Source organism: Saccharomonospora sp. CUA-673 (assembly GCF_001942305.1).
GTDB lineage: Bacteria > Actinomycetota > Actinomycetes > Mycobacteriales > Pseudonocardiaceae > Prauserella.
On the sequence record NZ_MKKE01000025.1, the window covers coordinates 29113 to 48346 of the forward strand.

Below are 19234 nucleotides of genomic sequence, written 5' to 3' on the forward strand. Positions count from 1 at the left end.
GATCCTCCCCCGAATCCGGCCCGACCGGCAGGGCACAATGCCGTTCGTGGTTCAGACGGTGTCCATCCCCCAGAAGATCGCCGACGAGCTCGGTGTCGCTCCCGGTCAGGTCCAGTCCGCTGTCGCGTTGCTCGACGACGGGGCGACCGTGCCCTTCATCGCCAGGTACCGCAAGGAGGTGACCGGCACCCTCGACGACACGCAGCTGCGCACCCTCGAGGAACGCCTGCGCTACCTGCGCGAACTCGAGGAACGACGGACGGCGATCCTCGAGTCGATCGACTCGCAGGGCAAGCTCGACGACGAGCTCAAGGCCAGCATCATGGCCGCCGACACCAAGGCGCGCCTCGAGGACATCTACCTGCCGTACAAGCCGAAGCGGCGCACCAAGGCCCAGATCGCCCGCGAGGCCGGCCTCGAACCGCTCGCCGACGGGCTGCTGTCCGACCCGACGACCGAGCCGCAGGCCGCGGCCGCCGTGTTCGTCGACGCCGACAAGGGCGTCGCCGACGCCCAGGCCGCGCTCGACGGCGCCAGGGCCATCCTCGTGGAACGCTTCGCCGAGGACGCCGACCTGATCGGCGAACTGCGTGAGCGCATGTGGACCCACGGGTGGATGACCTCGAAGGTCCGCCAGGGCAAGGAGACCGAGGGCGCCAAGTTCGCCGACTACTTCGACTTCTCCGAGCCGCTCACCAAGCTCCCCTCCCACCGCGTGCTGGCCCTGCTGCGCGGCGAGAAGGAGGAGATCCTCGACCTCACGACCGAACCGGAGCAGCCGGCCGGTCCCGACGAGGAGCCGCGCACCGGCCCCACCGAGTACGAGATGCGGATCGCGCAGCGCTTCGGCATCGCCGACGAGGGCCGGCCCGCCGACACGTGGCTCACCGGCACCGTCCGCTGGGCGTGGCGCACCAAGATCCTCCTGCACCTGGGCATCGACCTGCGGATGCGGCTGCGGCAGAACGCCGAGGACGAGGCGGTCCGCGTGTTCGCCGCGAACCTGCGCGACCTGCTGCTCGCCGCCCCGGCGGGCACGCGCGCCACGATGGGCCTCGACCCCGGCTACCGCACCGGCGTGAAGGTGGCCGTGGCCGATGCCACCGGCAAGGTCGTGGCCACCGACACGATCTACCCGCACAAGCCGCAGGCCCGCTGGGACGAATCGCTGGCGACGCTGGAGAGGTTGGCGCGGGAGCACGACGTCGACCTGATCGCCATCGGCAACGGCACCGCCTCGCGCGAGACCGACAAGCTCGCCGGCGACCTGGTGAAGGCCGCGTCGGACCTGTCGCTGACCAAGGTGATGGTCTCGGAGGCCGGCGCGTCGGTGTACTCGGCGTCGGCCTACGCGGCCCGCGAGCTGCCCGATCTCGACGTGTCGCTGCGCGGCGCCGTGTCGATCGCCCGCAGGCTCCAGGACCCGCTGGCCGAACTGGTGAAGATCGACCCGAAGTCGATCGGCGTCGGTCAGTATCAGCACGACCTGGCGGAGTCGAAGCTGTCACGCTCGCTCGACGCGGTCGTCGAGGACTGTGTGAACGCCGTCGGCGTCGATCTCAACACCGCATCGGTGCCGCTGCTCTCCCGGGTGTCGGGCATCAGCACGTCGCTGGCGGAGAACATCGTGGCCCACCGCGATTCGACGGGCCGGTTCCGCAGCCGGGACGGACTCAAGGGCGTCGCCCGGCTCGGGCCGAAGGCGTTCGAGCAGTGCGCCGGCTTCCTGCGCATCACCGACGGCGACGACCCGCTCGACGCCTCGTCGGTGCACCCCGAGTCCTACCCCGTGGTGCGGCGCATCGTCGACGAGACCGGCACGGGTATCAGCGAGTTGATCGGCAACGCGCGGGCGCTCAAGGGCGTGCGGCCCGAGCAGTTCGTCGACGACACGTTCGGCCTGCCGACCGTGACCGACATCCTGGTCGAGTTGGAGAAGCCGGGACGCGACCCGCGGCCGGAGTTCACGACCGCGACGTTCGCCGACGGCGTCGAGAAGATCGCCGACCTCGAACCGGGGATGCGCCTGGAGGGCGTCGTCACCAACGTGGCCGCGTTCGGCGCGTTCGTCGACGTCGGCGTGCACCAGGACGGCCTCGTGCACGTCTCGGCGATGTCGCGCGAGTTCGTCAGCGATCCGCGGGACGTCGTCAAACCCGGTGACGTGGTGAAGGTCAAGGTCCTCGACGTCGACGTGGAGCGCAAGCGCATCTCGCTGACGCTGCGCCTGGACGACGAGGTCGCGTCCGGCACCGGTTCCGACGGTGCGGCCGGCAAGCCCAGGCAGGGCGGCGGCGTCCCGGCGGTGGCAGGCAGGGCGGCCGGCCCGGCCCGCAGGGCAACACGGGCGGTCACGGCGGAGGCGGCAACGGCGGCAACAAGGGCGGCGGCGGTAAGCAGGGCAGGCAGAACCGTCAGGGCGGCGGCCAGTCCGCCGCGGGCGGTGCGATGGCCGACGCGCTGCGCAAGGCCGGTTACGGCGCTGAACGCCGCCACGCCGGGTCGCCACCGGCCCCCGCACGTGATCATCGTCGCGCCGCAACGCCCGGGTTAACACGTGGCGAGCCGGCGGCGGAGGACTCACAATGTCGTAGATCGCGGCGCGAACGTCGTCGGATCACGTGAGGGAGGGCCGGATGACGTCGACCGGAGGAATGAGCGCGGGCACCCGCGAACGACTCGAGCAGGAGCTCGAGACGTTGCGGCAACAGCGCGAATCCCTCGCCCCACGGTTGGGGGAGGATCCGCTGGGAGACAGCGCCGACCAGGCGGATCTGCTGGAGCGGGCCGAGTCGGTGTCGAAGCTGGACCGGCGGATCGCCGAGATCACCGATCTGCTGCACGGGGGCCCGAGCGCGGAGCAGGACCAGAACCTGCTGCCGTCGGGCACGCGCGTGACGTTGAAGTTCGCCGACGGCGACGTCGAGGACATGGTCATCGTCGCGTTCGCCGCCGAGGCGGACGACGAGTTCTCGAGCGTCACCGCCGACAGCCCGCTGGGCAGGGCCATCGCAGGGCACGGCAAGGGCGACACGATCACCTACCGCACGCCCGCGGGCCAGGTCACGGCCGAGATCGTGTCCCTGACCGAACCCGCCTGACCCCGATCAGTCGCCGGCCCGGGCCGTGAGCCAGCGGTGCAGCCGGGTCGCGAGGCGAGCCGGCTCGTCGAGCTGGATGAGGTGCCCCGCGCCGTCGACGACGTCGAGTTCGGCGCCGGGGATCAGCTGCGCGAGCCGGTGGGCCCGGTCGACGGGGATCCACGTGTCCGCCCCGCCCCACACGACGAGCACGGGCAGGTCGAGCTCGTCGTAGCGGGGTTCGACCTCGTCGGTGTAGCGCTGGTCGGCCTGCGCGATCTGCCGGTAGAACGCCTGCTGCCCCACCTCGCCCAGCCACGGGCGGGCGAGCGCGTCGAGGTCGGCCTCGCGCAGGCCGCGGTGGCTCGCCCCGGCGATGTAGGTGCGCACGAGGTTGTCGTGGATGGCCGCGGGCAGGTTCGTGAACGCCTCCGGCGTCGCGCGCACCTGACGGAAGAACGGCGAGCCCCACGGCGCCAACGCGACGACGTCCACGAGCGCGAGCGAGGCGAACGGCCTGCCGTGCACCAGCCGCGCCCGCAGCGACACCGCTCCCCCGTAGTCGTGCGCGACCACGTGCGGCCGGTCGAGCCGCCAGTACGCGAGCAGGTCGACCAGCAGTTCGCCCTGCACGTCGAGGGACACGTCGTGCTCGGCGTCCATCGAGGACGCCCCGTAGCCGGGCATGTCCCACAGGTACACCGTGAACTCGGCCGACAACGCATCGGCGAACGGCGCCCACAACCACGACGACCACGGCGTTCCGTGGCAGAACACCACGGGCGGTCCCTGGCCCGCACGGGCCCAGCGCACGGTGCGCCCGCGCCATGCGAACGTCTCCGTCAACTCCACGACGTCAACTCCCCCTGTCCGTCCCTGCCCGTCCGGCCGTGCCGCGGGCCCGATCCGAGGGGCCCGGGGCGAACGCGCCGGATCAGCAGGTCAGGGTCGGCGCGCCCCAGTCAGCGTAGTCGCCGACGGAGCTGCCGTCGGCGTCCTCGACGATCAGGCTCACCGTGTCGGCACCGTCGAGCGCGACGTCCACCGACACCGGCGGCTCGCCCTGGTGGACGACGTCGCTGCGGTAGACCTCCTCGCCGTCGGCCTCGACGACGAACACGACGTCGCCGGCTTCGCCGTCCGGGAACGGCCGGCGCTGGGATCCCTGCGGGATGACGTCGTCCAGCCCGGCGGTCGCGGTGAGCCGGGAGCACACGCCACCGGTGTGGATCGTGGCCGACGCCGGGGCGAGCATGCCGAGGCCGTGGTCGTAGGTGACCCCGTCCATGGTGATCGGCCCGCCGTCGCCGGCGGCCGGGCCGCCGTTGGTGCGGTCGCGTTCGATCGGGCCGTGGGTGTTGGACGCGGCCAACCACGGCAACGTGGACACCCGCGTCGGTCCGTTCGGGGCCACGGCGATCTCGACCTCGGAGCTCGCCCTTGCTACGGTGCGGCCGGCACCGTCCCGCACGACCACGTCGACCGTGTCCGTGCCGGAGGTCTCGGGCGCGTGCAGCGTCCAGGTCGCCCGTTCGCGCTGGCCCGGCTGGACGGGGCCGATGGGCCGCGTCGTGTCCTGCTCGGCGCGCCAGCCGTCCGGCAGGTCGAGCTCGACGCTCGCGCCGCCGAGCGCGCCGTTCCCGATGTGGGCGACCGTGGCGGTCACGTCGATCGATCCGCCGGGGGCGACCACCTCGGCCGCGGGCTCCAGCGTGGCCGTCGACTTCCCGGGGCCCTGCGGCGCCCGGTCGACCGTCAGCTCGTTGATCACGCTGCCGTCGCTCGCGTCGCGTGCCCGTACCACCGCGCCGTCTGCGCCGGTCGTGACCTGGATGTACTGGTGGTTCAACACCGCACCGCTGTCCACCGCGGTGAACCCGTCGGGGTGGCCGCCGGGCACCTGCACCCGCGTGGCCCACCAGTCCTCGCCGATGTCGGCGTGGGTGTGGCCGGACATCAACACCGCCTGCGGGTGGTCGCCGAGGATCTCGCGGATCTCGGCCTCCATCAGGTGGTAGCGCCCCGCGTCCCCGTCGGACTGGGTGACCGTGTCGGACAGCGGATAGTGCGTGAAGACGAAGAACGGCGTGCCGCTGCGGCTGTGCGTGGCGACGCGGTCGCGGAACCACTCCAGCTGCTCCTCGCCGAGGTGCACGTGGTCGTCGAGGTTCGCGTCCTCCCACCACATCAGCTTGTCCGGGCCGATGCCGAGCAGCGGCACCCCGTTCACGATGCGCTCGCCGTAGACCTTGTCCGTGCCGGCGAAGTCGAAGTAGGTGCCGTAGAGGTCGTCGGGGGTGAAACCGTTGGGCCAGCTCGCCTGGCACAGCGTCTCCTGGTCGCACCACGCCGGCGCGTACGCCTCGTGGTTGCCGAACGTGGCCAGCAGCGGCTGGTCGCGGTCGTGGGCGGCCATGGTGTCGCTGACCTCCGCGTACTCCTCGGCGTAGCCGCGGTCGACGATGTCGCCGTTGATCACGGTCGCGGCGGAGTCGGGTGCGGCCTGCGCCGCGTCGGCGAGCACGTCGTCCCACGGGTCCAGGTGGCCCTGGATGTCGCTGAAGACGTCGAACGTGGTCGTCCCCGGATCACCCGGGCGATAGTCGACGTCCGCGGCGGCCGCACCCGCGTCCCCGCTCGTAGTGGGCACGCTCGCGGTCGCGATACCGGGCTGGGCCAACAGGACCGCACCGGTCACGACGGCGAGCAACCGCATACCGGGACGGTGCTTGCCGGGACGGGAGGAGTGGAGGCGCTGCGAGGACATGGAGGCAGCCTTGCCCAGCAATCGGACGAACCGACGACACCGAGACGATCTTCATCCCTCCACCGGGTGAACGGAGGGGATCGTCGCGAACGTCCGCTATGAGGCGAATCCGGTTGCCAGGTCGGTGAATGCCCCGTCGAGGGCGTCGCACAGGTCGACGCCGGGCGTGGCGAGCCAGTGCTCGTAGGTGGCCAGCGCCGTGCCGAGTGCGGCGTGCGCGACCGCCTGCGGGCGCAGCGCGTCGACCGGCTCACCGAGGCGCGCGGCGGCGAACTCGGCGACGACGGCGCACCAGTCCCGGTATCGCAGCGTCGAGTGGGCCTGCAATGCGGGCACCCGCAGGATCAGCTCGAGCCGCCTGCGGTGTCGTTCGGTCTCCTCGGGAGCGACGCGGTTGAACTCGACGACCACCACGCGCAGCGCGTCCATGAGCGGTTCGTCGGCGGGCCGGTCGGCGAAGCGCCCGCGCATGTGGCCGAGCTGCTCGGTGAACGCGCCCCACACCACGTCGTTCTTCGAGTCGAAGTAGCGGAAGAAGGTGCGTCTGCTGATGCCGGCGGCCTTCGCGATGTCGTCCACCGTGGTCTCGTCGAAACCCGTGCGGGCGAAGAGCTCGAACGCGACCCGTTCCAGTTCGCCGTGACTGGTCGACGGCCGCCGACCGGGCCGGCCCGGAGTACTCGCGACGCCGCCTTCCACGCCGCCCCCTTCCATTTGGCACCCGGTGTCATTATTGTGGTGTGCACTGGCCCACACAACGACGTGACAAGGAGCTTGCCATGCCGGACACCCCTATCCGCACCGCCGTGCTCGAGGCCGATCCGACCGAAGGCAGCGGACCCGACGGGGGAACCGACACCGAACTCGACCACATCGTCGACGAGGACCTGCTGGTCGAAGAGGTCTCCATCGACGGAATGTGCGGTGTCTACTGAGAGGGGCATTCACCGTCTGGCGGATCGGGCCACCTGGAGCCCTGCGGAAGGTGGCTCGCAGCCGCCAGACGCAGGTGCCACGCGTACGAGTGGTACCGAATCGCCAGAGGTGAATGGGCCTCTCCCGGAATCGAACACTGAGGCATTCGCCCCGGACCGGCCGTATCGGCTCTCGCCGAGTGTCGCTCTGCGGCCGGAACCGTTCGGGGCGCTCGTGTACGACTTCACCACCCGGAAACTGTCCTTCCTGAAGACCCGGCTGCTCGTCGACGTCGTCCGCGCGCTGGACGAGGCACCCGACGCCCGCCAGGCGCTGGCCGCGGCCGAGGTGCCCGACGCCGAGCACGACCGGTACCTGTCCGCCCTCGCGGGCCTGGCGTCCGCGGGCACGATCGAGGACCGAGGTGAGTCATGAAACTCGTGGACCATTTCCAGAGCGGCCTCGACGCACCCATCTGCCTGACGTGGGAGCTGACCTACGCCTGCAACCTGTCGTGCGTGCACTGTCTTTCGTCGTCCGGCCGCCGCGATCCCCGTGAGCTGTCCACAGCGGAATGCAAGGCCGTCGTCGACGAACTGCAGCGGCTGCAGGTGTTCTACGTCAACATCGGCGGTGGTGAGCCGACGATCCGTTCGGATTTCTGGGAGATCGTCGAGTACGCCGTCGATCACCAGGTGGGCGTCAAGTTCTCCACCAACGGCGTGCGGATCACGCCCGAACGCGCGCGGTGGCTCGCCGACGCCGACTACGTCGACGTGCAGCTCTCGCTCGACGGCGCCACGCCCGAGGTCAACGACCCGGTCCGCGGTGCGGGGTCGTTCGACACGACCATGACCGCGATGCGCAATCTGCGCGATGCCGGGTTCACCGGGTTCAAGATCAGCGTGGTCATGACCCGGCACAACATCGGCCAACTGGACGAGTTCAAGCGCATCGCCGACGAGTTCGACGCGCAGCTGCGCATCACGCGGCTGCGTCCGTCCGGCCGCGGCGCCGACACGTGGGACGAGCTGCACCCCACCCAGGACCAGCAGCTCGAGCTGTACGACTGGCTCGTTGCCCACGGCGAGGACGTGCTGACCGGGGACTCGTTCTTCCACCTCAACGCGCTGGGCTCGACCCCGTTGCCGGGGCTGAACCTGTGCGGCGCGGGCCGGGTGGTGTGCCTGATCGACCCGGTCGGCGACGTCTACGCCTGCCCGTTCGCGATCCACGACGAGTTCCTGGCCGGCAATGTGCGCGACGAGGGCGGATTCACCGCCGTGTGGCGCGAGTCCGAGCTGTTCGCCCGGCTGCGTGAACCGCAGACCGGCGGGGCGTGCACCTCCTGCTCGGCCTACGACTCGTGCCAGGGCGGGTGCATGGCGGCGAAGTTCTTCACCGGCCTGCCGCTGGACGGCCCGGATCCGGAGTGCGTCAAGGGCAACGGCGAGCGGGCGCTCGAACTCGTCGGCGCGGGCGCGAAACCGGCCCCGGACAAGGACCACTCCCGCACCGGGCGGAAGAAGCAGACGGGCGTGCCGGTCGCGATCGGGTGGGGTCCGCCCGAACCGGAACGCCTGCCCGACCGGGCCTGCGACACGAGCCCGCTCGCCGGCATGCCCACGCCCCGCGCGGCGACGACAGCGACGACAGCAGCGACCGGGGAGCACTGATGGCCAGCACGAAAGACTGGTTCGAAACGGTCGCCGAGGCGCGCGAGCGGGCGCGCAGGACGCTGCCGTCGTCGGTGTTCCTGGCCCTGCACGCCGGGTCGGAGGCGGGCGGCACGCTCGCCGACAACACGGCCGCGTTCGGCGAACTCGGGCTGCGCCCGCGGATCGCCGATCTGCCCGCCGAACGCCGTCAGGCGACGACGGTCCTCGGGGTCGACATCTCGCTTCCCGTGCTCGTCTCGCCGACGGGGTGCAGGCGGTGCACCCCGACGGTGAGGTCGCCGTCGCGCGGGGCGCGGCCCGGTCGGGCACGGCGATCGGGCTGAGCTCGTTCGGGTCGAAACCCGTCGAGGAGGTCGTGGCCGCGGGCGGCGACACGTTCTTCCAGATCTACTGGCAGGGCAGCCGCGACGACATGCTCGCCCGCATGGACCGGGCGGCGCAGGCGGGCGCCAAGGCGTTGATCGTGACGCTCGACTGGGTGTTCGCCACGGCCCGGGACTGGGGCTCCCCGCCGATCCCGGCGAAGATCGACCTGAAGACGGCGATGACCTTCGCCCCGCAGGTGCTGCGGAAACCGCGTTGGCTCGCCGGGTACCTGCGCTCCGGAAAACTGCCCGACCTGACCACTCCCAACATCGTGCCGCGCGGTCAGCAGGTCCGGGCTTCTTCGACGCCTACGGCGAGTGGATGGGCACCCCGCCGCCGTCGTGGGAGGACCTGGAGTGGCTGCGCAGCCGGTGGGACGGCCCGTTCGTCGTCAAGGGCGTCTACCGCCCCGACGACGCCAAACGTGCGGTCGACATCGGGGCGAGCGCGATCTCGGTGTCCAACCACGGCGGCAACAACCTCGACTCCACCCCGGCCTCGATCCGCGCGCTGCCCGGGGTCGCCGAGGCCGTCGGCGGGCAGGTCGAGGTGCTGCTGGACGGCGGCATCCGCCGCGGCAGCGACGTCGTCAAGGCACTCGCGCTGGGCGCGGACGCCGTCATGATCGGGCGGGCCTACCTGTGGGGCCTGGCCGCGGGCGGCGAGCAGGGTGTGCACAACGTGCTGGAGATCCTGCGACAGGGCATCGACAGCACGTTGTACGGACTCGGCAAGGCCTCGATCGACGACCTCGACGCCGGTGACGTCGTCGTGCCTGCCGACTTCACCCGAGGACTGTGACGCCGGTGGACAGCGCCGCCGTGGACCGTGCCGGCGTCGCACTGGTCACCGGGGCGGCGCGCGGTATCGGCGCCGCCACCACCCGCCGGCTCGCCTCGGCCGGCTGGCGGGTGGTGGCCGTCGACATCGGCGACACCCCGCCGGCCGCACCGCACCCGCTGGGCACTCGGGAGCAACTGTCCACTGTGGCCGCCGAGTTCCCGGGCGCGGTGCTCGACGTCGTGGCCGACGTGCGCGACGTCGAGGCCCTGCGCGCGGCGGTCGCGACGGCGGAGGCCGAGTTCGGCGGCCTGGACGCGGCGGTGGCCTGCGCCGCGGTGATCGCGGGCGGCACACCGCTGTGGGAGACCTCGGACACGGAGTGGTCGGCGTTGTTCGACACGGGCGTCACGGGGGTGGCGAACCTGGCGCGCGCGGCCGTGCCCGCACTGCTGCGGTCGCCGCGCGGACGGTTCGTCGCACTCGCCTCCGCCGCGGCCCATCACGGGCTGTGGCATCTGGCCGGGTACAACGCGGCGAAGCACGCCGTGGTCGGGCTGATCAAGGGCCTGGCCGCCGACCTGCGCGGCACGGGCGTGTGCGCGACGGCGGTGTCGCCGGGATCGACCCGCACCGACCTCCTCACCGAAACGGCCCGCCTCTACGATCTGGAGAGTATGGAGGAGTTCGCCCGGCACCAGCTGCACGAGCGGCTCCTCGATCCGGATGAGATCGCCGCCGTCGTCGCATTCCTGTGCTCGACGGAGTCCTCGGCGATCACCGGTTCGGTCGTCCACGCCGACGGAGGTTTCCAGCCGTGAAGCCAGGCACGCGGTTCACCCTCGACGTCGCAGCGCGCCGCACGGGTCCCGTCGTGATCGGCGGTTCGCCGCTACGGCTCGTCCGACTGGGTTCGGCGGGCACCCGGATGCTCGACAACTGGACGTCCGGGGAGCCGCTGACCGATTCGCCCGGGCAGATCCGTTTGGCCCGCAAACTCGTCGACGCGGGCATTCTGCACCCGAAGCCGCCCGCCGGGCCCGAGGCGGCCGACGTGACGATCGTCGTCCCGGTCAAGGACGACGCCGACCGCCTCGCCCGGATCCTCGACGCGACCGGCGACTGCGGCGCGCGCATCGTCGTCGACGACGGGTCGCACGTCCCGGTGCCGGACGCGACGGTGCGCCACGACGAGCCGCGAGGCCCCGCCGCCGCTCGCAATGCCGGCTGGCGGGCAGCGCGCACCGAGTTCGTGGCGTTCCTCGACGCCGACACGATCCCCGAGCCCGGCTGGCTCGAATGGCTGTTGCCGCACTTCAGCGACCCGTCGGTGGTGGCCGTAGCGCCGCGGGTGCAGAGCTCGCCCGGCGACGGCCTGCTCGCCCGCTACGAACTCGAACAGTCCAGTTTGGACCTCGGGACGAATCCGGCTCCGGTACGGCCGATGAGCAAGGTCAGCTACGTGCCGACCGCGGCGCTCGTGGTGCGCCGCAGCGCCCTGGCCACGACGAACGGTTTCGACGAGGAGTTGCGCTACGGCGAGGACGTCGACCTGGTGTGGCGCCTGCTCGACGTCGGCGCGGTGCGCTACGAACCGGCGTCGATCGTCCGCCACGAACCACGTCCGACGGTGACGTCGTGGTTGCGGCAGCGGTTCGACTACGGCACGTCGGCGGCGCCGCTGTCGGAACGGCATCCGGAACGGCTCGCGCCCGCGCGCGTGTCGGCGTGGACGACGGCGGCGTGGGCCCTGGCGGCCCTCGGACGTCCGCTGCCGGCCGTCGCGGTCGCCGCCGCGGCGACCGCGATCCTCACCCGCAGACTGACGACGTCCACCCGCGACGTCCCGACCGAGGAGGTCGTGCGGCTCGCGGCCCGCGGCCAGCTCGGCGCGGGCCGGTTGCTCGCGGCGGCCTCACGGCGCGTGTGGTGGCCTTTGCTGTTGCCATCCCGGCGCGGACGCCGGGTACTGGCCGCGGCGTACACGCCGTTCGCCGTGCAGACCGCCTCACCCGGGCGGCTCGCGCTGCGGATCGCCGACGACCTCGCCTACGGCGCCGGCGTGTGGACCGGCTGCGTGCGACACCGCACCGCAACTCCCCTGCTGCCCCAGTTCACCGAGCGCCCCTTCGCCCAGGGTCGGGGCCGCTAGGCGACTGTCCAACTGCGCCGCCCGGTGCTGCAGCCGCATGCCGAGCCGGTGCAGATGCTCGCCGAGCACCCGTAGCCCGTCCGGCGGCAGCTCGCCGCCGTCCTGCCGGGCGAGCAGGTCCACGACGGCCTCGCCCAACCACGTGTTCACCGCGGACAGATCGGCGAGCAGCTCCCGATCGCGCCTGATCATCGTGTCCCCCGATTCCTGCCCGGTCATCGCGTCTCCCGGGGACCGTACCACCGCACACCGACGCGGTGCAGCGCGGTCCATACCTCGCGTATCCGTCCATGCGGTCGCCGGAGATTCCCCGAATCGGGTGCCGTCAATCATTCCGGGGATGCGATCATCACCGGTGCCCCGCCGGCCGACGAAGGAGACGTGCGTTGAGCAGCACAGACCGCGACAGCGCGTTGCGCGCCATCGAGGAGAGCCTGGACAAGCCGTCCGCTGCCCGGATCTACGACTACTTCATCGGCGGCGACACGAACTACGCCATCGACCGGGCATTCGCCGAGAAGGCCCGCGAGCGCATCCCGTTGCTCGGCGAGTACTGCCGTACGAGCCGGCAGTTCCTCGGCCGCACCGTGCGCTGGCTCGCCGGAGAGGCGGGCATCCGGCAGTTCGTCGACCTCGGTTCCGGCCTGCCGACCGCGGGCAACGTGCACGAGGTCGCCGACGAGGCCCGGCCCGCCCACGACACGCGCGTCGTCTACACCGACAACGAGCCGATCGCCCTGACGCATTCGGCGATGCTGTTGGCCGACACGGCCGATCCCGAGCGGCACATCGCCATCGCGGCCGACCTCATGGACCCCGACGAGCTGTGGTCACGGGTCATGGCCACCAAGCTCATCGACCGCGACGAGCCGGTCGCCCTGCTGGTCAACGCGGTGCTGCACTTCGTCAAGGACGCCCGCGACCCCGACCGGCTGCTCGAGTTCTACCGCGACCACCTGCCGTCGGGCTCCCTGCTGGTGCTCTCGCAGATGACCAACGAGAACCCGACGAGCGACGCCGAGCGCCAGGCCCTCGAGGACCTGGCCGACTACTACGAGAACACGACGAACCCGGGCCAGCTGCGCACGTCCGAGGAGTTCGCGCGATTCTTCGGCGACTTCGAGCTGGTCGAGCCGGGCCTGGTGTACGCGCCCGCGTGGCGCCCGGACGCCGACACCCTGTTCGCGAAGACCCCGTCGGAATCCCGCGTCATCGGCGGAGTGGCCCGCAAACCGTAACCCGCGTGTCAGCACCCCACGTCGCCGTGTCAGCACCTCACGACGCCGTGTTGGCATCCCGCGTCGCCGTGTTGTTCCCCTGAGTGCCGGAATCCACTGGCACACCGGGCCGAACAGGGCGATCATGGGTGGATGGCCTTCGGTGCCGCCGCCCCCACGGGGCCGGGTCACGCGGGACACGCCGGCTACGCCGAGCGCGTCGCGACCCTGCGCGCCCGGCTGGCGGAGATCCCGGCCGGGACGCCGGTGCGCCTGGCGAAACGCACGTCGAACCTGTTCCGCCCGCGCACTCGGCGGGCACCGGCGGGGCTCGACGTGTCGGACTTCGACCACGTCCTGTCGGTCGACCCGCAGACCCGCACCGCGGACGTCGAGGGCATGGTCACCTACGAACGGCTCGTCGACGCCACGCTGCCGCACGGGCTGATGCCGCTGGTCGTTCCGCAGCTCAAGACGATCACGTTGGGCGGGGCGGTCACGGGGCTCGGCATCGAGTCGTCGTCGTTCCGCGCGGGCATGCCGCACGAGTCGGTGCTGGAGATGGACATCCTCACCGGTGCGGGCGACGTCGTCACGGCGACCCCGGACGGCGAGCACCGCGACCTGTTCCACGGTTTCCCCAACTCCTACGGCACGCTGGGATACGCGCTGCGCCTGCGCATCGAACTGGCCCCGGTGCGCCCGTACGTGCGGCTCGAGCACGTGCACTTCTCCGATCGGCGGCGCTTCGTCGAACGACTCCGGAGCGCCTGCCGGGACCGGGAGGCCGACTTCGTCGACGGCACGGTGTTCGGCCCGCACGAGATGTACCTGACGCTGGCCTCCTTCACCGGCGAACCCGACGACGCCGACGCGATCGGCGACTACACGTGGCTCGACATCTACTACCGCTCGATCCGGGAGAAGTCGGTCGATCACCTGCCGATCCGCGACTACCTGTGGCGGTGGGACACCGACTGGTTCTGGTGCTCGCGGGCCCTCGGGGCGCAGAACCGGCTCGTGCGCCTGCTCGCCGGGCCGCGGCTGCTGCGTTCCGATGTGTACTGGAAGGTCGTCGCCGCCGAACGCCGGTACGGCATCCTGGCGCGCGTCCGGCGCCTGTTCGGCCGCCCGGAGCGCGAGGCGGTGATGCAGGACATCGAGGTGCCCGCCCGGCACGCCGAAGCGTTCCTCGCGTTCCTGCACCGGGAGATCCCGCTGTCCCCGATCTGGGTCTGTCCCCTGCAGAACCGGGATCGGCGCCGATGGCCGCTGTACGACCTCGACCCGGACGAGCTGTACGTCAACGTCGGATTCTGGGGCACCGTGCCGCTCGCGCCCGGTGAGGCGCAGGGCTCGCACAACCGTCGGGTGGAATCGGTGGTTACGGAACTCGGCGGGAGGAAATCCCTGTACTCGGAGAGTTTCTACGACCGGGACACATTCTGGCGGCTCTACGGCGGCGGTACCGACGACGACGAGGGCGACGACGACGCAGGCTCGACGTACCACGCCCTGAAACGCCGGTACGACCCGAACGGGAGATTGCTGGACCTGTACGCCAAGTGCGTCCAAGCGAGGTGAGGAAGCCATGCGCGCGTCCACAACGGACACCACAGAACGCGGAACGGGGCACGGCACGACCACCGGAACGACAGCGACCGCGGGCACGGCGCTCACCGCGATCCTGCGCCGCGCCCTCGGCGCCGACCCGCCGCTGACCGTGACGGCGTTCGACGGCACGGTCGTCGGCGACCCGGACGGCCCGCTGCGCCTGCACATCCGCACGCCGACCGCCATGAGTTACGTACTGACCTCGCCCAACGAACTCGGCGTGGCGCGGGCGTACGTCACGGGACACCTCGACGTCACGGGCGATCTGCACGCGATCCTGCGGGAAGGCACGGCGGCGGCCGAACGGCTCACCACGGCGGACCGGTTGTGGCTGCTGGCCCGGCTGGCGCGCGATTTCACCGACCGGCTGCGGCCGGTGCCGATCCCGGTCGAGGAGGCCCCGTCGCGGCTGCGCCGGACCGCCCGCGGGCTGCGGCATTCCAAGGCGCGCGACAGCGACGCGATCTCCCGGCACTACGACGTGTCGAATCGCTTCTACGAGCTGGTGCTGGGTCCGTCGATGGCCTACACCTGCGCCTGTTATCCCGACGGGTCGGCGACCCTCGAGCAGGCGCAGGCCCACAAGTTCGACCTCGTGTGCCGCAAGCTCGGCCTGAAACCGGGAATGCGGCTGCTGGACGTCGGCTGCGGCTGGGGCGGCATGGTGGCGCACGCGGCCGAGCACTACGGCGTGCGAGCCCTCGGCGTGACCCTGTCGCGGCAGCAGGCCGAGTGGGCGCAGCGGGATCTGCGGGAGCGCGGCCTGGCCGATAGCGCCGAGGTCCGTCATCTGGACTACCGCGACGTCGGCGAGTCCGGGTTCGACGCGGTGTCCTCGATCGGTCTGACCGAGCACGTCGCGCGCGCAACCTGCCGGCGTACTTCCGCTTCCTGCACGCGAAACTGCGGACGGGCGGGCGGTTGTTGAACCACTGCATCGTGCGGCCGCACACCTACGACGCGCACCGGACGGGCCCGTTCATCGACCGGTACGTCTTCCCCGACGGCGAGCTCGAGGGAGTCGGCACGATCGTGTCGGCCATGCAGGACAACGGCTTCGAGGTCCGTCACTCGGAGAACCTGCGCGAGCACTACGCCCGCACGCTCGCCGCGTGGTGCGCCAACCTCGACACGCACTGGGACGCCGCGGTCGCCGAGGCCGGCCTCCAGCGGGCGCGCGTGTGGGCGTTGTACATGGCGGCCTCGCGGCTGTCGTTCGAACGTCACGAGCTCGAACTGCAGCAGGTGCTCGGCGTGAAACCCGACGCGGCGGGCGAGGCATCGATGCCGCTGCGCCCGGACTGGGGAGTGTGAGCCGTGCGCGTGCCACCGCCCCAGACCGGTGCCGCACCGGACGCGGCCGACTACGCCTCCGCGTTCCGTGTGCCGACCCCGGCGGCCCGCACACGGTCGCCGCGGGAATGGACGCGGCTGGTGTTCGAGGGTGCGCCCACACCGTTGGCGGTCCTCGTCGCGATCCCCTATCTGCTGCGGCGAGCGGTGCGGCGCACGGAACGGGAGTGAACCGGATTGTCGGCGGGATCGGCTACCGTGCGGGCGTGACCGAGCATCTGAGCATCCCCACGCCGGCGGGCGATTTCGACGCGATCGCGGCCGGTCCGCACGACGGACGTCCGGTTCTGCTGCTGCACGGTTTCCCCGAGGCGGCGATCGAATGGGAACACCAGGTCGCGCGGCTGGGCGCGGAGGGCTTCCGGGCCGTGGCCCCCGACCAGCGGGGCTGCTCCCCCGGCGTCCGCCCGGACGACGTCGCGGCGTACGCGATGGACGAGCTGGTCGGCGACGTCGTCGCGATGGCGGATGCGTTGGAGTGGTCGCGATTCGACCTCGTCGGCCACGACTGGGGCGGCGCGGTCGCGTGGTGGACCGCCGACCGGCATCCCGACCGGTTGCGCAGCCTGACGGCCGTGTCCACCCCGCATCCCCGGGCGCTCGGCCGGGCGCTGCGGGAGGACGAGGACCAGGCGCTGCGCTCGCAGTACATGCGCGACTGGCAGAGCTCCCGCACCGAGCAGCGCATGTTGGCCGACGACGCGGACGCGCTACGCCGAATGTACGAGTGGAAGGTGCCGCGCGGACACGTCGACGACTACGTCGAGCGGTTGTCCGAACCGGGTGCCCTGACGGCGGCGCTCAACTGGTACCGGGCGCCGAACCCGAAGGAGCGGATGGGCGAGGTCACCGTGCCGACGCTGTACGTGTGGAGCACCGAGGACGTGGCGTTCGGGTCGACGGCCGCGCTGGCCACCGGCGACTGGGTGAGCGGTCCGTACGAGTTCCAGATGCTCGAGGACGTGACGCACTGGGTGCCGGAGGAAGCGCCCGAGCAGCTCACGGCACTGCTGCTGGACCACCTGAACCGGCGCTGACCGGCCGCCCGACACCCCGCCCGCCGCTGTCTGGCCCGGCCGACTCCCGCCTGGTCCGGGCCGCTCCGAGGTAACCGGATCGGAGCAAGCCGCGCGATTTTTCTTGCGTTCACGGTCCCGAACGCGGAAGGTCACCCCCAGGAGATTTGAATTTCCTTCATGTTAGGCGGGTTGGGGTTTCGATGAGAATGCGCGCGCTGGCTCTGCTCACGACGGTGGCCATCGGCTCGTCCCTGCTCACCGCGACGCCCGCGAGGGGCGCCGAGCCGGGCGCGGAACCGGAGGGACGCGAGGAGCCGCGCGCGGCCGAGCCCTACCTCGTCGGCCGCGGCATCGCGGACGCGACCGGCGAGATCGCCGAGATCGGCATGATGGGCTACGGCCGCATCGACCAGCAGGCCGCCGGTATGCACAACCGGCTGCACGCACGGTCGTTCGTCGTCGCCGATCCGGAGACCTCGGAACGCGTGCTGATGGTGGTCGTCGACGCCGCCATGATCTTCGACAGCGTGCGCCAGGAGGTGCTGAGCCGGCTCGCCGAGCGCTACGGCGACACCTACACCGAGCGCAACGTGCTGCTGACCGCGACCCACACGCACGCCGGACCGGGCGGCCACTCCCATCACCTGCTGTACAACGTCACCACGCTCGGGTTCCACGACAAGACGTTCGACGCCATGGTCGACGGCATCGTCGAATCGGTCGAGGCGGCGCACTCCGACCTCGCACCCGGCTCGTTGACGCTCACCCACGACGAGCTCGCCGACGCCGGTGTGAACCGCTCGCGCGAGGCGTTCGAGCGCAACCCCGACGAGGACAAGGCCCGGCTGCCCGAGGGCATCGACCCGCAGACCTCGCTGCTGCGCGTCGAACGCGAGGGCGAGCCGGTCGGCGCGATCAACTGGTTCGCCAGCCACGCCACCAGCATGTCCGGCGACAACCGGCTGATCAGCGGCGACAACAAGGGCTACGCCGCCTACCGGTGGGAGCAGGAACGCAACGGCAACAACAGCAACGGCGGTGACCCGTTCGTCGCGGCGTTCGCCCAGACCAATCCCGGTGACGTCTCGCCGAACCTCGACCTGACCCCGCCCACCACGCCCGAGGACTTCGATCGGACGCGGGAGAACGGCCAGCGGCAGTACGAGGCCGCCGCGCGCCAGCTCGACGCGACCGGCACGCAGCTGTCGGGCGGTGTCGACTCCCGCATCGTCTACGTCGATCTGTCCGATGTGGAGGTGCGACCCGAGTTCACGGGCGACGGGCGCACCCACCGCACGTGCACACCGGCGGTCGGCGCGGCCATGGCTGCAGGCAGTACCGAGGACGGGCCGGCGTTCCCCGGGTTCGGCGAGGGCGACAACCCGCTGTGGGACGCGATCTCGCATTCGGTGCTCTATCAGGCGTCGCCGCAGCTGGAGGCCTGCCAGGCGCCGAAGGGCGTGTTCGCCCCGATCGGCGCGATGAACCGCATCTACCCGTGGGTGCAGGAGAAGTTCCCCGTCCAGCTGATGCGGGTCGGCGAGCTGTATCTGGTCGGCGTGCCGGGTGAGGCGACGGTGGCGTCCGGGTTGCGGCTGCGGCAGACGGTCGCCGACGCCGTCGGAGCCGATCTGGACAACGTCCTCGTGGCGGGCTTCAGCAACGCCTACTTCCACTACGTGACCACGCCGGAGGAGTACGACGCCCAGCACTACGAGGGCGGCAGCACCCTGTTCGGCCGGTGGCAGCTGCCGGCGCTGCAGCAGACCGCGCACGGCCTCGCGACCGCGATGCGCGACGGCAAGAACGTGCCGATCGGCGACACGCCCGCCGATCTGTCCGGCAAGCAGCTGCGGCTGCAGCCGGGCGTGCTGGTGGACGCGCCGCCGCTCGGCAGGGACTTCGGTGACGTGTTGGAACCGCCTGCCGCCGAGTACGCGGCCGGGGACGAGGTGAGCGCGACGTTCGCGGGCGCCCATCCGAGCAACGACCTGCGGCGCGGCGGCACGTTCCTCGAGGTGCAGCGGTGGAACGGGCGCGCGTGGGTGACGGTGGCCGACGACCACGACTGGTCCACCAGCTTCGCGTGGAAACGGCGCGGCATCGCGGCCTCGCACGTCACGATCAGCTGGCGGACCCCGGACGACGCCGAGGGCAGCTACCGCATCCGCTACCAGGGCGACGCCAAGAGCGCCCTGGGCGGGATCTCCCCGTTCACCGGGGTGACGAAGGCCTTCGACGTCGGCTGAGTCGTCGGCCGAGCCGTCGACCGAGCCGTCGACCGGGGCTGGG

At 71.5% G+C, this 19234-nt stretch carries 14 protein-coding genes and 3 pseudogenes; 14 read left to right on the forward strand and 3 right to left on the reverse strand.

Annotated features, from left to right (window positions below):
* Window positions 1-37: 37 nt before the first annotated feature.
* Together BJF85_RS13200 and BJF85_RS13205 are read left to right on the forward strand one after the other, a co-directional pair.
* Window positions 38-2481 (forward strand): annotated as a pseudogene (locus tag BJF85_RS13200) (Tex family protein); the annotation flags it as partial.
* Between the two features lie 155 nt (window positions 2482-2636).
* On the forward strand, window positions 2637-3101 hold the full coding sequence (locus BJF85_RS13205) for a GreA/GreB family elongation factor (protein WP_075847779.1): 465 nt from the start codon (window positions 2637-2639) through the stop codon (window positions 3099-3101).
* Window positions 3102-3107: 6 nt separating this feature from the next.
* Here BJF85_RS13205 and BJF85_RS13210 read toward each other — a convergent pair whose 3' ends face one another.
* From BJF85_RS13210 to mftR, 3 genes are all read right to left on the reverse strand, one after another.
* Entirely contained in the window at window positions 3108-3932 is an 825-nt protein-coding gene (locus BJF85_RS13210; protein ID WP_075847781.1) for an alpha/beta fold hydrolase, read from the reverse strand.
* An 82-nt stretch (window positions 3933-4014) separates the two neighbouring features.
* Window positions 4015-5847, reverse strand: a complete 1833-nt coding sequence (locus BJF85_RS13215; protein ID WP_075847783.1) for an NPCBM/NEW2 domain-containing protein — start codon at window positions 5845-5847, stop codon at window positions 4015-4017.
* Window positions 5848-5943: 96 nt separating this feature from the next.
* Window positions 5944-6561, reverse strand: coding sequence for a mycofactocin system transcriptional regulator (gene mftR, locus BJF85_RS13220; RefSeq protein ID WP_075847785.1), 618 nt, complete (start codon window positions 6559-6561; stop codon window positions 5944-5946).
* Window positions 6562-6626: 65 nt separating this feature from the next.
* Between mftR and mftA the strand changes: the two genes are divergently transcribed.
* From mftA to BJF85_RS13280, 12 genes and pseudogenes are all read left to right on the forward strand, one after another.
* Window positions 6627-6782 (forward strand): mycofactocin precursor MftA, encoded by a 156-nt coding sequence (gene mftA, locus BJF85_RS13225; protein WP_075847787.1) that lies wholly within the window; start codon window positions 6627-6629, stop codon window positions 6780-6782.
* Window positions 6783-6891: 109 nt separating this feature from the next.
* On the forward strand, window positions 6892-7197 hold the full coding sequence (gene mftB / locus BJF85_RS13230; RefSeq protein WP_075847789.1) for a mycofactocin biosynthesis chaperone MftB: 306 nt from the start codon (window positions 6892-6894) through the stop codon (window positions 7195-7197).
* Window positions 7194-8438: a mycofactocin radical SAM maturase gene (gene mftC / locus BJF85_RS13235; protein ID WP_075847791.1), complete on the forward strand. Its 1245-nt coding sequence runs from the start codon at window positions 7194-7196 to the stop codon at window positions 8436-8438. The genes mftB and mftC overlap by 4 nt, the downstream gene beginning before the upstream one ends.
* Window positions 8438-9608: pseudogene (gene mftD, locus BJF85_RS13240) on the forward strand (pre-mycofactocin synthase MftD). The gene mftC and the pseudogene mftD overlap by 1 nt, the downstream one beginning before the upstream one ends.
* A gap of 5 nt (window positions 9609-9613) precedes the next feature.
* Window positions 9614-10408 (forward strand): mycofactocin-coupled SDR family oxidoreductase, encoded by a 795-nt coding sequence (locus BJF85_RS13245; RefSeq protein WP_255375606.1) that lies wholly within the window; start codon window positions 9614-9616, stop codon window positions 10406-10408.
* Window positions 10405-11739, forward strand: a complete 1335-nt coding sequence (gene mftF / locus BJF85_RS13250; protein ID WP_075847793.1) for a mycofactocin biosynthesis glycosyltransferase MftF — start codon at window positions 10405-10407, stop codon at window positions 11737-11739. Before BJF85_RS13245 ends, mftF begins: the two co-directional genes overlap by 4 nt.
* A gap of 386 nt (window positions 11740-12125) precedes the next feature.
* Complete coding sequence (locus tag BJF85_RS13255) at window positions 12126-12977, forward strand: SAM-dependent methyltransferase (RefSeq protein WP_075847795.1); 852 nt, start codon at window positions 12126-12128, stop codon at window positions 12975-12977.
* A gap of 132 nt (window positions 12978-13109) precedes the next feature.
* Window positions 13110-14540: an FAD-binding oxidoreductase gene (locus BJF85_RS13260; RefSeq protein WP_075847797.1), complete on the forward strand. Its 1431-nt coding sequence runs from the start codon at window positions 13110-13112 to the stop codon at window positions 14538-14540.
* 7 nt (window positions 14541-14547) lie between these two features.
* A pseudogene (locus tag BJF85_RS13265) lies at window positions 14548-15884 on the forward strand (class I SAM-dependent methyltransferase).
* A gap of 3 nt (window positions 15885-15887) precedes the next feature.
* Window positions 15888-16094 carry a hypothetical protein gene (locus BJF85_RS13270; protein WP_075847799.1) on the forward strand — a complete coding sequence of 69 codons (207 nt, stop codon included), beginning with the start codon at window positions 15888-15890 and terminating at the stop codon, window positions 16092-16094.
* Between the two features lie 35 nt (window positions 16095-16129).
* Window positions 16130-16960, forward strand: a complete 831-nt coding sequence (locus BJF85_RS13275) for an alpha/beta fold hydrolase (protein WP_075847816.1) — start codon at window positions 16130-16132, stop codon at window positions 16958-16960.
* A 188-nt stretch (window positions 16961-17148) separates the two neighbouring features.
* Window positions 17149-19191 (forward strand): neutral/alkaline ceramidase, encoded by a 2043-nt coding sequence (locus BJF85_RS13280; RefSeq protein ID WP_083666344.1) that lies wholly within the window; start codon window positions 17149-17151, stop codon window positions 19189-19191.
* Window positions 19192-19234 lie beyond the last annotated feature (43 nt).

Excerpts from the sequence above, each read along its gene's own strand:
- BJF85_RS13205 (WP_075847779.1), top strand. The coding sequence starts at position 2,637 with ATGACGTCGACCGGAGGAATGAGCGCGGGCACCCGCGAACGACTCGAG.
- BJF85_RS13215 (WP_075847783.1), bottom strand. The coding sequence starts at position 5,847 with ATGTCCTCGCAGCGCCTCCACTCCTCCCGTCCCGGCAAGCACCGTCCC.
- mftR (WP_075847785.1), bottom strand. The coding sequence starts at position 6,561 with ATGGAAGGGGGCGGCGTGGAAGGCGGCGTCGCGAGTACTCCGGGCCGG.
- mftA (WP_075847787.1), top strand. The coding sequence starts at position 6,627 with ATGCCGGACACCCCTATCCGCACCGCCGTGCTCGAGGCCGATCCGACC.
- mftC (WP_075847791.1), top strand. The coding sequence starts at position 7,194 with ATGAAACTCGTGGACCATTTCCAGAGCGGCCTCGACGCACCCATCTGC.
- BJF85_RS13260 (WP_075847797.1), top strand. The coding sequence starts at position 13,110 with ATGGCCTTCGGTGCCGCCGCCCCCACGGGGCCGGGTCACGCGGGACAC.
- BJF85_RS13280 (WP_083666344.1), top strand. The coding sequence starts at position 17,149 with ATGCGCGCGCTGGCTCTGCTCACGACGGTGGCCATCGGCTCGTCCCTG.